Genomic DNA, 12,094 nt, shown 5'->3' on the forward strand with positions numbered 1-12,094 from the left:
CGACAGGGCGCTGAAGGACTTCCGGTGGAATACCTTCCTGAACGGCAGAGGCAGGCATTCGAGGTGACGCTGAGACCCCCGGTGGAGCCGATACTGGCGCAGGCCGCCGAGGCGATCCCACCCTCCGGTGCCAAGCGGAATGTGGCATACGAGCAGAAGTTCGACAGCCACCGCGCCCTGCTGTTCACCCCGCCCGAGCCGGGCTGGCGAGTCCTGCTGCAGACCAGGCGCGGTTCTCTGATCCACGACCGGTTTCCCGACCTGGCCGCGGCCGCTGTCCAGCAGCTGCCGCCCGGCCTGGTTCTGGACGGCGAATCGTCAGTTACACCGACGGCTTTACAGGCTCAGGTCGCGCCGTCGGTATCGGAGGATTCCGGTCGCTGTGGTGAGCGCGGCGATGGCGGCCATCATGAGGGTGGCTGGCCAGTTGACGGTGGTGCCGGGGACGGCGGCCAGGTGGGTGAAGGGGGACAGCTGGCCGACCCACGTCGGCCATGCGGAAGTGTCGGCGATGACCTTCAGCAGGAATCCGCCTGCGGCCGGGAGTGATCCGATGAGGGTGACGGCGCGTGGGGCCCAGCCCAGGGCGAGTGTGCCGGTGCCGAGGCAGAGCAGTGCGATGGGCAGCACATTCCAGGCTCCGGCCAGTGCGGCAGAGAGACTGAGGCCCGCGCCTGCGGCCTTTGTTCCTGTCCAGGTGGCGAGGCCGGCGATGGTGGTGAGCGCGATGACGCCGCCGATGGCGGTGCTGATCTCGGCGGTGAGCATTCTCGTGCGGGTGAGGGGCTGGGCGAGCAGGAGGGTCAGGCGCCGGCCGGCCTCGTCGGCGGCGAGTGCGGCGAGCCGGATCGCGGCGAAGGCTCCAGCCGGGATGGCCAGCAGCGCGAACAGCGTGGCGGCATATCCCCGCACGGTGGCGAGGCCGGTGAAGCCCGCCTGGGCGGCGAGGTCGGCGAAGTGCGGGTTGTCGGCGAGGAAGTCGGTCATGGACTCGGCAAGGACCCCGATGAGCAGGTAGTAGGCGCCGACACCGGCCGACCAGGCGGCCAGCGGCCGTGCCAGCCGGCGCAGCGCGAACGCCTGCACCGAGCCGAGCAGCCATATCCGCGGGGCCCGGCCGGAGGAGGAACGCAGGTAGCCGCCGCGGATGTCCCGGCCGCCGGCGGCCACCGCGGCCACGGTGGCGAGTACCACGCCGGCGGCGAGCAGGACCAGCAGCGGCACCAGCCGGTTCTGGTCGTACGGGCGGGCCAGGGCCGTCAGGCCGAACGGGGAGAGCCAGCGCAGCCATCCCAGGCCGGCGGCACCGTCACCGACCATCCTCAGCAGCATGGCGATGCCCAGGACCGTCACCGCCGCGCCGCTGGCCGACGCCCGCGTGGCGAAGACCTGAGCGGCCAGCGCACCGACCGAGGCGAAGAACATGCCGCACAGGGCGAGCCCGGCACTGTGCACCGCGGCGCCGCCCGGAGTTGCTCCCGCGGCGGCCAGGCCGGCGAACGCGGCCGCGCCCGCGAGAAGTGAGGCCGCCAGCAGGACGGCGAGGTGGTGTGCCACGACGGTGGTGACCGGGACCCGCCCCGCGAGCAGGGCGTCCCACCGGCCGGCGTCTTCCTCCCCCCGCGTGATCCGCGTTGCGGCGAGCAGCGCCCACACCGCCAGTACGACGGCCAGCGCCGTTCCCGTGCGCCACACGGCGAATCCGCCGGCTTCGTCCAGTGCGACCGGTTCGCCGAACAGGGTGCGGATCGCGGGGTTACCCGCCAGCGCCTGGAGGGCTTCGGCGCCCACCTGGTCCTTGACGGCGCTGCGGTGGGCGGCGACCGCCACCGCCGACATTCCGGCGGCCACAGCGGTTACGACGAGTGCGCCGCGCCTGGTCTGGCGCAAGGCCAGAGCTGTCACGGCCCGCCGTGCCACTGCGCCGCTGTTTGTCGGGGTGGTGGCTGGGGCGAGGGCGGTCACCGCTGCGTCCCGCCGTAGTAGCCGAGGAAGATCTCCTCCAGTGAGGGCTCCCGCACGGCGAGGCTGACCACGTCCGCCACCGCGAGTCGTTGCAGGGCAGGCCCCGGGGGGCCGGTGAGGGTGAACCGCAAGGAGGCGGGGCCGGTCGCTTCGACTGCCTCCACGCCGGGAATGCGGGCCAGGTCCGGTGGCGTGCCGGTGAAGCAGACGGTCACCTCGGTGCGGTGCAGTCGTCGCAGGTCGCTCACGGAGGCGACGTCGACGAGCCGGCCCGCGCGCAGGATGGCCACCTTGTCGCAGACGGCCTCGACCTCGGCGAGCTGGTGGGAGCTGAGGAACACGGTCTGGCCGTTGTCCCGGGCTTCGCGGACCGCGTGGCGGAACTCGCGTTCCATCAGGGGGTCCAGGCCGCTGGTCGGCTCGTCCAGGACGAGCAGAGGTGCGCGGGTGGCGAACGCGGCCACCAGTGCCACCTTCTGCCGGTTGCCGGTCGAGTACGTCCCGCCCGGCTTGGACAGGTCCAGGTCGAAGCGCTCCACCAGCTGCTCCCGGTAGGGAAGGTCGGTGCCGGGGCCCGTGCGGGCCAGCAGTTCGAGGATCTCGGCGCCGGTCAGCCGGGTCCACAGCGCCACGTCGGCGGGTACGTACGCCAGATGCCGGTGTGTCACGACGACGTCGGCCGCATCGGTGCCGAAGACCGATGCCCGACCGGTGGTGGGGCGGGCCAGCCCGAGCAGTAGCCGGATGGTGGTGGACTTGCCGGCACCGTTGGGACCGAGGAAGCCGAACACCTCGCCGGCCGGGACACTCAGGTCCAGCCCGTCCAGGGCCAGGACGCGGCCATAGCGTTTGGTCAGGGACTCGGTGCGGACGGCGGGCGAGACCATAAGGGCCTCCAGTTGTCGCGCGGCGGGCACAGGGGCCCCTCATCGCCGACCAGGCTTCCCGGCACACCGCTGGTGAACATACTCGCGCCAGCCGCTGCCGGACAAGACGCGGCACACAACGAATCCGGTGTCCGAGCAAGGCATCGTTCAACAGGGGGCCAGCGCGGCGTGCGCCCCCCGGAGCGAGCCGTCCAGCGGCGCCTTACCCAGTCACCGGGGCTGCGCTGTCATCGGACGCCGCGCCTGTCCGTGGCGAGACGGGCCACGCCGGCCGACAGACACCCCGCCACCGCGACGATGCCCCCGGCGGCGGTCAACACCAGGCTCGTCTGCGGGGACGCCCCGGTCAGGCGCGGGAGCGCGTTCAGGGGCGCCACGGCGTACAGGGCCAGCAGCCCCCAGCCGTGTGCGCGCACCGGCGCCAGCCGGGCACGCAGACGTGCTGGTGCCCAACCGGCGGCCATGGCCAGGCCGGCGGGGAGCAGGGTGAGCGAGAAGACCGTCAAGCCGATCCACTGCCAGTTCATCGGTACCGGTTCCTGTGCGGGGCTATCGGCGAGCGGCCGCGGTCATGACCAGGCCGGTGATGAGCAGGGCCAGACCGGCGAGGAGTACGGGAAAGCCAGGGCCCGGCAGGAAGTACATCGCGGCACCGGCCAGGGTGAAAGGCACGCCGGCCGCGACGAGCACCCTGGCGAGACGTCGCTCCGACACGAGCTGCTCCTTGTCCGGATTCACGAGGGGCCTCGCGCCCGTCCTGGCGTGGTCGGCGAGGGGCGCGGCGGGCGCCCCGAGGAGCAGCGCCCGGCCGTACCGGACGGCGCCGATCAGGCTCGTGGCCGTGGCGACGGTTGCGCCGGCTGCCATCGGCTTCGGGGCGGTGGAGTGCCCACTGGCCGCGGGTGCTGCCTGGTCTGCGGACTTCGCTGAGCGCGGTGCGGATGACCGGGACGGCGATGTGATCACGGGAGCCGGCAGTGAGGTCACGCCGCCGTTCACCCGGTGACCTTCCCGTCCGCACGAGCGGCGCCGCCGGTGTTCGCCGCGGTGTCGTACTGGTAGATGTCGGGGATGCCGTCGGCGTCGGCGTCTACGGTCTCCTCCTCGTAGAGCCGCTTGTACACCGTGTTGCGGCGGCGCAGGAGGAGGGCGGCGAGGGCGGCGGCGGCGACGGAGCCGACGAGGACGGCGGCCTTGATCTGCTCGGTGACCGCCTGTCCCGGGAAGGCGAGTTCGCCGATGAGGAGGGCGACGGTGAAGCCGATGCCGGCGAGGACGGAGAGGCCGAAGACGTCGGCCCAGGCGAGGTCGGGGTTGAGGCGGGCGCGGGTGTAGCGGGCGGCGAGGTAGGTGCCGCCGAACACGCCGAGGATCTTGCCGACGACCAGGCCGACCACGACACCGAGCGGCTCGGGCCGGGTGAACACGTCGGCGATCGCGGAGCCGGAAACGGTGACCCCGGCGGCGAAGAGCGCGAAGAGGGGGACCGCCACACCTGCCGAGAGCGGGTGGACCAGGTGGGCGACGCGAGCCCCGGGCGAGGCCTTCTCGCCCTTGTCGAGGGTCGTGCGCAGGATCAGGCCCATGGCGACGCCGGCGACGGTGGCGTGGACGCCGCTGTTGTACATCAGCGCCCAGGTCGCGATGCCGAGGGGGACGTACCACCACCAGCCGCGGACGCGGAAGCGCTGGAGGGCGTAGAAGAGAGCGAGGCCGGCGACGGCGCCGCCGAGCGCCCAGAAGTTGAGGCTGCTGGTGAAGAAGATCGCGATGATGAGGATGGCGCCGAGGTCGTCGACGACGGCGAGGGTGAGGAGGAAGGCGCGCAGGGCGGACGGCAGGTGGGTGGAGATGACCGCGAGCACGGCGAGGGCGAAGGCGATGTCGGTGGCCATGGGCACGGCCCAGCCGTCGAGGCTGCCGCCGCCGAGACCGGCGGTCAGCGCGTACAGGGCGGCGGGCACGACCATGCCGCACAGGGCGGCCACGACGGGCAGGGCAGCCGTGGCAGGGGTACGCAGTTCACCGACGACGAGTTCCCGCTTGAGCTCGATGCCCGCGACGAGGAAGAAGACGGCGAGGAGGCCGTCGGCGGTCCAGTGTCCGACGGACAGGTCGAGGCCGAGGGCGGGTATGCCGAAGTGGAAGTCACGTATCTGCTGATAGGTGTCGCCGAGCGGGCTGTTTGCCCAGATCAGTGCGATCACCGCGGCACCGAGCAGGACCAGACCGCCGATGGTCTCGGTCCGCAGGGCCGCGGCGATGGCGCGACGCTCGGGCCAGGGGAGGAGGCCGAGGAACGGAGAGCGCTGTGGGGGCGGGGCAGCGGTCATGAGAGGGGTACCTCCGGGGCGTCGGCTGACAGCGGGCACGCGGCCCCTTGGACGCCGACCAGACTTCCCGGCACACCCCGCGCCACTCCTTGATGTGATGAGCACATTGACGCGTTCTTTACACCCTATAGGGAGGGCGGGGATGTTGCCAGGGGGGCTTTGACGTGCGGGAACAAGGGGCAGCGGGCCCGTGGGCACCAAGGCGCGAGGTGCTCACGGGCCCGCTGCGAGGAGCCGGGCCGCCGGGGGGACGGTCAGACGGTGGTCTTCACCGGCTCCTGGTCTTCGTCCTCGTCGGATTCGGTGTCCTGGCCGGCGTCGCGGCGGCGGGCGAAGTCGAGGAAGGTGTTGAGCTCCCGCTTGACGACGGGGGCCAGCAGGTACAGGCCGATGATGTTGATGACGGCGAGCATGAACAGCACGGCGTCGGCCATGTCGATGAGGGTCTGCAGGGTCAGCAGGGAGCCGCCGACCGCGAAGAGGGTGTACATGACCTTGAACGTCAGCTCGCTGGTCCTGCTGCGGCCGAACAGGTGGGTCCAGGCCTTCATGCAGTAGTAGCCCCAGGTCAGCACCGTGGAGATGGCGAACAGCATCACGGCGATGGTGAGGATGTAGGGGAACCAGGGCAGGACGGTGGCGAAGGCGTCGGAGGTGATGGTCACGCCGCCGATGGACTCGCCCTTGCGGGCCTCGCCCCAGCTGGCCGGGTTGGCGATGACGATGGTCAGCGCCGTCATGGTGCAGATGATGACGGTGTCGATGAACGGCTCCAGCAGGGCGACCAGGCCCTCGGAGGCGGGGTGCTTGGTCTTGACCGCGGAGTGCGCGATCGGGGCGGAGCCGAGGCCGGCCTCGTTGGAGAACGCGGCCCGCTTGAAGCCGATGATCAGTGCGCCGAGGACACCGCCGGCGACGCCCTCGGGGTTGAAGGCGCCCTCGATGATCGTGGAGATCGCGGCCGGGACGGCGGTGACGTTGACGGCGATGACGACCAGGCACGCGGCGATGTAGATGCCGGCCATGGCCGGGACGAGCTTGCTGGTGACCGAGGCGATGGAGCGGATGCCGCCGAGCAGGACGACGCCGACCAGGGCGGCGATCAGGATGCCGAAGAACAGCGCGCCGGCCGAGGAGCCCATCATCCCGTCCTCGCCGCCGGTGACGGAGACCAGCTGGGCGTAGGACTGGTTGACCTGGAAGAGGTTGCCGCCGAAGAGGCCGAAGAACAGGATGAACGCGGAGGCGAGGACCGCGAGGACCTTGCCGAGGGTCTTGCCGCGGGCGCCGAAGCGCTCGGCGAGGCCCTTGGGCAGGTAGTGCATGGGGCCGCCGGAGACGGTGCCGTCGGCGTGGACCTCGCGGTACTTCACGCCGAGGGTGACCTCGACGAACTTCGTGGCCATGCCCAGCAGGCCGCAGAGGATCATCCAGAACGTGGCACCGGGGCCGCCGATGGAGACGGCGACGGCGACACCGGCGATGTTGCCCAGGCCGACGGTTCCGGAGACGGCGGCGGTCAGCGCCTGGAAGTGGTTGACCTCACCGGTCGAGCCCTTCTCGTCGTATTTGCCGCGGACCACCTTCAGCGCCAGTGGGAACTTGCGTATCTGGATCAGGCCGAACCAGGCCGAGAACACCAGACCGGCCACGACCAGCCAGGCCACGATCAGCGGGAGTTCGGTGCCGTTGACGGGCACCGAGTAGAAGACGACGTCTCCGAGCCATTTGGCGATGGGCTCGAAGAATCCGCTGACGGCCTCGTCGACGGAGTCGGTGAAGGAATCGAGTGACATGTGGCAAAACCTCGATGGCGCAGACCGGCCCCGTGCGGAGGGCCGGTGTGTGAAGGCGGGCTGTGAGCGAACGCCGTTGTCCGATCGGCGACCCGTGGCGCCACCGGTCCGCGGACACGGATCGGGGGAGGGGCGCCTTGGTCGTGCAGGTGGAACATGTACTGCAGGTGGTGCCGCGACCTGGTGCGGCCGCCACTCCGGACGTTCCGGCGAGGGTGGGCCGGATGCGGAGTTGCGTATTCCTAGCACGCTCTTTACCTCTTCTTTAGTGACGCCCATCACATTGGCTGAACTTTTGTGGTGTTTGCCCAGCTCTGGTGACCGGATCGTTATTCGGATCTGAGGTTCTCCTGAGCGAACAGCTGACTGGTTCCTCTCCTCCCACGGGGCTCCCGGCTGCATCCCCGGGTCTTGGTGGACGTCCGGCGCGTCATATTTCACCTCTCTGGTACTCGCTGGTAGGCAGGGTGTCGCGGCGGTCGACCGTGCCGTTCTGGCCTCACGGTGAACAGCGCCGCCAGGCGGGGCCGAACCTGATGCGGCCTGCATCGTGGCTGTCGAGAGGAGGCGCATGGGCTGGCCCGGAGCCGTCGTTGGCGCTGTTTTGGTCCTCTTCGTCCTTCGGGACGTGTTCCACACCCTGTGGCACCCGACTCGTCATGGGGGGCTGAGCCGCCTGACCATGACCGCCGTGTGGCGTCTGGCCAAGGCATTGCCGCGCCGCGGTGCCGCAGGGCTGGCCGGCCCCGTTGCCATGGCGGTCGTCGTGGCCGTGTGGTGCCTGACGGCGGTGGTGGGATGGGCCCTGGTCTACTGGCCGTTCATGCCGGAAGCCTTCGCTTACGCTCCCGGCCTACGGCCTGACGACCACGCCGGATTTGACGACGCCCTGTACGTCTCCCTGGTCCACATCTCCACGCTCGGGCTCGGCGACATCGCCCCCACCGAGGGATGGCTTCGCATCGTTGCACCGATGGAGTCCCTGGTCGGATTCGCTCTGCTGACCGCGACGGTGGCATGGACCCTGGGGGTCTTCCCCGCTCTTGCCCGCCGACGTTCCCTGGCCCTGCGGATCTCGCACCTCGTGCGCACCCACCCCACCACGGACCAGGTCGACGCCGATGCGGGCGCGGCCGTCCTCGACGGACTTGCCGCTGACGTGTCCGTCGTCTGCGTGGACCTCCTGCAGTACGCCGAGTCGTACTACTTCCATGACGGGGACAGGCGCATCTCGCTCGCCGGGCAGATCGCGGGTGCCGTCGGCCTCGCCGATCAGGCCTCAGCCGCCCGGCACCCCGACGTCCGGAGGTCGGCGGCTGTCGTCCGTGCCGCGCTGGACGATCTGGCGGCCATCCTGGACAGCCGCTTCCTGCATACCCAGGGGGCGGCGCGTGAGGTCTTCGAGGCGTACGCCCGCGACCACGGCCACCTGGGTGGGGGCTGACATCGGATGGTTCCCCTGCCCCCGGGCTCATGGGTGAGCGGGCTTGTCGACTGTGCGCTCGCCCCGTTCCCCGCTCGGCTGGATCTCCACCTTCCTGAGGGCCCCTTCGACGGCGGCGAGGCGGTCGGCGATGAGGTCGAGTGCGGCCACGGCCCGGATCAGCGGATTCGGCGAGCTCGGTGTCCTCGGGCCGCAGGTGGGCGCGGGAGTCGGTCAGGGGGCGGACGAGCCGGGAGGCGTCGTTGTCGGCGAGCGCCTGGTTCAGGTCGTCGATGGCGCCCTCGGCGCTGGAGGGCAGGCCGGTGAGGGCGGTGACCTGGCCGGCGAGGCGGCGCAGGTCGGCCGCGTTGCCGCGGGCCCAGGCGGTCACCGTCCGGTCAGCAGCCCGTGTATTGCGGGTGGCCTGGACGCGTTCCTCGCCGGTGCTTCCGGCCTTGCCGGGGCGCAGGCGGAGGTAGCGGCGCTCTGCGGCCTGGCGGCTGGAGACTCCGAGGGGGCCGGCAAGGTCGGCCCAGCTGGCGCCCTGATCGCGGGCGAGCTCCCGCCCGGCTACGACCTCCTCGTCGGCCACCCCCAGCCCACCTGACCGGCCGACGCCACCCGCCAGAAGACCCTTTGACAGAAAGGCGATGCAGCACCATGTACGACCAGCCTCGACCGCACCAGGCCCACCCCGCCATGACGTTCGAGCAGATGCTGGAACGCGTGCGCTACGAAGGTGCCTACCCGACCCGCGAACGTGCCGGGGAAGCCGTCCGCACGGTCATGGCCGCCCGTACCGGCACCAGCCCTGCCATCGCCCGTTGGGACACCGGCGCGGTACTCGCCGTCGTCTCGCGTCTCGCCGGCTCCGACCTCCTCGCCCGGATCCTCCACCAGCTCCCGGAGGGCTACGCGCTCCTCTTCGGCCAAGCGGAACTGCGGCAGCCGCAAACTGCCTGAGCCAGAGGCCGACTCGGTCGCATACGGCCGGTCCCCCGAAGGCGAGTTCGACGCACTCGGCAGCTTCGCGGTGGTCGGCGAGGACCGCGGCAATGGAGCAAACCTTCTCGTGGCGTGAGTCGCCTGGGTGCGGCTCTCCGACTCTCATCCCTCGAAGAGCGTTTCTTCCACTGCGGTCGGCCTTGCTGCCTCCTGCTGTGCGCGCTCGAACTCGAGCTGCCATGCTCGCGCCTCGGCGTAGGCGACATGGGCCATGCTGCCCGGACACAGGACCAGTGACCGGGGCTCGGTCCTGTGGTCCTTGACCGATCCGTACCCGATCCGTTTGGTCGGCAGCAAGGCGTGCGGAACGGAGCAAGAGGGGCATGGAGCCTTGGGAAGGGTCGCCATGCCGCCAGAATGACCGAACGAACCCCCATGTGACAGGGAGCGTACGGGCGCGCACTGAGGGGTGGAGGGCGCCATCGGCGGGACGTGGTGAGGTGGCTGCTGCCCCGACGAGGTGGTTCTTCGTCGTTCGGTCCATACAGGAGGGGTGGTCCGGGGCGCGTTCTCCGGGGGGTCTTTAGCCGAAGTTGCTAGAACGGCTCGGCCCTCTCGGCAGCCGCACTATCGTCCACAACTCAGCCGCCGTCGGACGGACTTCCGGTGGTGGCGGTGCCGGACGGACCGGTCTCAGGCCGCCGTACGCGGGAGCCTTCGCGTCGTGCCGCCGGTGCCGAAGCGATGGCCCACCTGCCGGAACCGTCCCGGGGAGGAAAAGTTGACCGCTCCCGTACCGTCCTGTCCGGTCCCCGCCCGCAACGCCCGTACGTGGCGGCCGCGCGGACCGGTGCGGTGGGCGCCGGCCGCCGTGTGCGCGCTGCTGGTCTCCGGATGCTCCGGGGGTGCCGAGTCCGCCGCGACTGCGGTCGTCAGTCCCAGCCCCGCCACCGTTCCGTCCATGACCGTGGAGCAACTGGCCTCCGCCGTGGGCTGCACGGCCGAGATCACGTCGCAGGCCTCCGACTACCGCCAGGCCACGTGCAGGTCCGCCCAGGCGGACCACGTCCTCCTGGACTTCGACACGGCCGAAGGGCAGCGGGCCTGGCTGGACTACGCGCAGATGTACGGCGGGGTCTACCTCGTCGGCGACCGGTGGGCGCTGTCGGCGAAGTCCAAGGAGTACATGGAGTCGCTGCGGGCCACGCTGGGCGGCACGGTCGAGGAGCGCGGCCCCGTCGGCCCGGCCCCGGCAGCGCCCCCGGCCTCGGGCAGCGCGCAGCCGACGACCGGCGGACGGTGACGGCCCGGTGGAACGGTTCGGGCGCGGCGGCCGGTGTGCATCTCCACGTGTCCTGCTCGCGACGCAGACGAGGGAGCTTCCTCGATGACCTCATCCATCACGCTGTTCGTCACCGGTGTCACCACAGGCCTGTTCGCGGGCGGCGCCTCCTGCGCGGCGGTGCAGGGCGGTCTGCTGGCCGGCGCGGTCGGCCGCCGCGCCACAGCATCGGCCCCAGAAGCCCCAGCCGCCGCGGAGACTTCGGAACGCAGCGGGCTCTTCGCACCCGTCGGCGTGTTCCTCGGCGCCAAGCTGGTCTCGCACACCCTGCTCGGCGCGGCCCTCGGGCTGCTCGGCGCCGCCGTCCAGCCCGGTCCCCGCACGCAGGCCGGGCTGCTGATCGCCGCCGGTGTGCTGATGGTCCTCTTCGCCCTCGACATGTTCGGGGTGCGGGCCGTACGGCGCTTCGTGCCGCGCCCGCCCGCGTCCTGGGGGCGGCGCGTGCGCCGCTCGGCGAAGTCGACGGCCGTCTCGGCCCCGGCCGTCCTCGGTTTCCTCACCGTCCTGATCCCCTGCGGGGTCACCCTCAGCGTCGAGTTGATCGCCGTGACATCCGGCTCGGCGACGGCCGGAGCCGCGGTCATGGCGGGCTTCGTGCTCGGCACGGGCCCGCTCTTCGCCGTGCTCGGATTCTTCCTGCGGTCCGCGGCGCGGCTGTGGCGGGGCCGCCTCACCCTCGTCACCGCGGTCGTCGTCCTCCTGGTCGCGGTCTGGACCCTGGGCTCAGGCCTTCGGCTCGGCGGCTGGTGGCCCACGCCCGCCACACCCGCCGCGGCGGCCGCCACGCCCTCCGGGGCCGTACTGACCAACCCCGACGGCAGCCAGACCATCACCGTCCAGGCCCGCTCCGACTCCTACACCCCGGGTGCGATCACCGCGAAGGCCGGAGTGCCCACGATCCTCGTCGTCGCCACGAACGACACGGGCGGCTGCGCCCGGTCCTTCGCCGTCCCCGACCTGGGAGTCCGGAAGGAGCTGCCCGTCACCGGCACGACCACCGTCGACCTGGGCACCCGTAAGCCCGGCACCCTCGAATTCACCTGCGCCATGGGCATGTACGGCGGCCGGATCACCTTCCAGGAGCCGGCCGCCCAGAGCCTGCGCACCGCACCCGAACAGGAGACCGTCTCGTGACCACACGCATGGAGTTCGCCGTCACCGGCATGCACTGCGACAGCTGCGGGCTGCTCATCGACGACGAGGTCGAAGAGCTGCCAGGAGTCGCCTCCAGCACCACCGACGTCCGCAGGGAACGCACGGTCGTCGACCTGACCGCTCCCGTCGCCCCGGACACCGTCATCGCCGTGATCACGGAAGTCGGGTACACGGCCGTCCACGTGGCCTGACCCACCGACGAGGATCCGCGGGACGGCAGGGTCGTACGCGTGGCCGGTCCCGCGGCC

11 protein-coding genes and 1 pseudogene are annotated in these 12,094 nt (G+C 71.3%); 5 read left to right on the plus strand and 7 right to left on the minus strand.

From position 1 onward, the window contains the following. Positions 1-336: 336 nt before the first annotated feature. From ACPU2J_RS31005 to ACPU2J_RS31030, 6 genes are all read right to left on the minus strand, one after another. Complete coding sequence (locus tag ACPU2J_RS31005) at positions 337-1,851, minus strand: hypothetical protein (RefSeq protein WP_423834533.1); 1,515 nt, start codon at positions 1,849-1,851, stop codon at positions 337-339. A gap of 110 nt (positions 1,852-1,961) precedes the next feature. Beyond that, positions 1,962-2,882, minus strand: coding sequence for an ATP-binding cassette domain-containing protein (locus ACPU2J_RS31010; RefSeq protein WP_423834534.1), 921 nt, complete (start codon positions 2,880-2,882; stop codon positions 1,962-1,964). A 197-nt stretch (positions 2,883-3,079) separates the two neighbouring features. Continuing rightward, the gene (locus tag ACPU2J_RS31015) at positions 3,080-3,379 is read right to left on the minus strand and encodes a hypothetical protein (RefSeq protein WP_423834535.1); all 300 of its coding nucleotides are present in this window, start codon (positions 3,377-3,379) and stop codon (positions 3,080-3,082) included. A 22-nt stretch (positions 3,380-3,401) separates the two neighbouring features. Beyond that, complete coding sequence (locus ACPU2J_RS31020) at positions 3,402-3,719, minus strand: hypothetical protein (RefSeq protein WP_423834536.1); 318 nt, start codon at positions 3,717-3,719, stop codon at positions 3,402-3,404. 128 nt (positions 3,720-3,847) lie between these two features. After that, positions 3,848-5,185 carry a Na+/H+ antiporter NhaA gene (gene nhaA / locus ACPU2J_RS31025; RefSeq protein ID WP_423834537.1) on the minus strand — a complete coding sequence of 446 codons (1,338 nt, stop codon included), beginning with the start codon at positions 5,183-5,185 and terminating at the stop codon, positions 3,848-3,850. Positions 5,186-5,439: 254 nt separating this feature from the next. Then, positions 5,440-6,981 carry an alanine/glycine:cation symporter family protein gene (locus tag ACPU2J_RS31030; RefSeq protein ID WP_423834538.1) on the minus strand — a complete coding sequence of 514 codons (1,542 nt, stop codon included), beginning with the start codon at positions 6,979-6,981 and terminating at the stop codon, positions 5,440-5,442. Between the two features lie 682 nt (positions 6,982-7,663). Here ACPU2J_RS31030 and ACPU2J_RS31035 point away from each other — a divergent pair. After that, positions 7,664-8,425 carry a potassium channel family protein gene (locus ACPU2J_RS31035; protein ID WP_423834539.1) on the plus strand — a complete coding sequence of 254 codons (762 nt, stop codon included), beginning with the start codon at positions 7,664-7,666 and terminating at the stop codon, positions 8,423-8,425. Positions 8,426-8,582: 157 nt separating this feature from the next. Here ACPU2J_RS31035 and ACPU2J_RS31040 read toward each other — a convergent pair. Further along, positions 8,583-8,966: pseudogene (locus tag ACPU2J_RS31040) on the minus strand (HSP18 transcriptional regulator); the annotation flags it as partial. Between the two features lie 98 nt (positions 8,967-9,064). Between ACPU2J_RS31040 and ACPU2J_RS31045 the strand changes: the two are divergent. From ACPU2J_RS31045 to ACPU2J_RS31060, 4 genes are all read left to right on the plus strand, one after another. Next, positions 9,065-9,367 (plus strand): hypothetical protein, encoded by a 303-nt coding sequence (locus ACPU2J_RS31045; protein WP_423834540.1) that lies wholly within the window; start codon positions 9,065-9,067, stop codon positions 9,365-9,367. A 943-nt stretch (positions 9,368-10,310) separates the two neighbouring features. Then, the gene (locus ACPU2J_RS31050) at positions 10,311-10,652 is read left to right on the plus strand and encodes a hypothetical protein (protein ID WP_365071203.1); all 342 of its coding nucleotides are present in this window, start codon (positions 10,311-10,313) and stop codon (positions 10,650-10,652) included. Positions 10,653-10,736: 84 nt separating this feature from the next. Next, the gene (locus ACPU2J_RS31055; RefSeq protein WP_420078652.1) at positions 10,737-11,825 is read left to right on the plus strand and encodes a sulfite exporter TauE/SafE family protein; all 1,089 of its coding nucleotides are present in this window, start codon (positions 10,737-10,739) and stop codon (positions 11,823-11,825) included. Beyond that, the gene (locus ACPU2J_RS31060; protein WP_365489536.1) at positions 11,822-12,037 is read left to right on the plus strand and encodes a heavy-metal-associated domain-containing protein; all 216 of its coding nucleotides are present in this window, start codon (positions 11,822-11,824) and stop codon (positions 12,035-12,037) included. The genes ACPU2J_RS31055 and ACPU2J_RS31060 overlap by 4 nt, the downstream gene beginning before the upstream one ends. The last annotated feature ends 57 nt before the right edge of the window (positions 12,038-12,094 follow it).

This window comes from Streptomyces manipurensis, from assembly GCF_049570255.1.
GTDB classification, from domain to species: Bacteria; Actinomycetota; Actinomycetes; order Streptomycetales; family Streptomycetaceae; genus Streptomyces; species Streptomyces manipurensis.

Excerpts from the sequence above, each read along its gene's own strand:
- ACPU2J_RS31045 (WP_423834540.1), top strand. The coding sequence starts at position 9,065 with ATGTACGACCAGCCTCGACCGCACCAGGCCCACCCCGCCATGACGTTC.
- ACPU2J_RS31055 (WP_420078652.1), top strand. The coding sequence starts at position 10,737 with ATGACCTCATCCATCACGCTGTTCGTCACCGGTGTCACCACAGGCCTG.
- ACPU2J_RS31015 (WP_423834535.1), bottom strand. The coding sequence starts at position 3,379 with ATGAACTGGCAGTGGATCGGCTTGACGGTCTTCTCGCTCACCCTGCTC.
- ACPU2J_RS31020 (WP_423834536.1), bottom strand. The coding sequence starts at position 3,719 with ATGGCAGCCGGCGCAACCGTCGCCACGGCCACGAGCCTGATCGGCGCC.
- ACPU2J_RS31030 (WP_423834538.1), bottom strand. The coding sequence starts at position 6,981 with ATGTCACTCGATTCCTTCACCGACTCCGTCGACGAGGCCGTCAGCGGA.
- ACPU2J_RS31050 (WP_365071203.1), top strand. The coding sequence starts at position 10,311 with ATGACCGTGGAGCAACTGGCCTCCGCCGTGGGCTGCACGGCCGAGATC.
- ACPU2J_RS31035 (WP_423834539.1), top strand. The coding sequence starts at position 7,664 with ATGACCGCCGTGTGGCGTCTGGCCAAGGCATTGCCGCGCCGCGGTGCC.
- nhaA (WP_423834537.1), bottom strand. The coding sequence starts at position 5,185 with ATGACCGCTGCCCCGCCCCCACAGCGCTCTCCGTTCCTCGGCCTCCTC.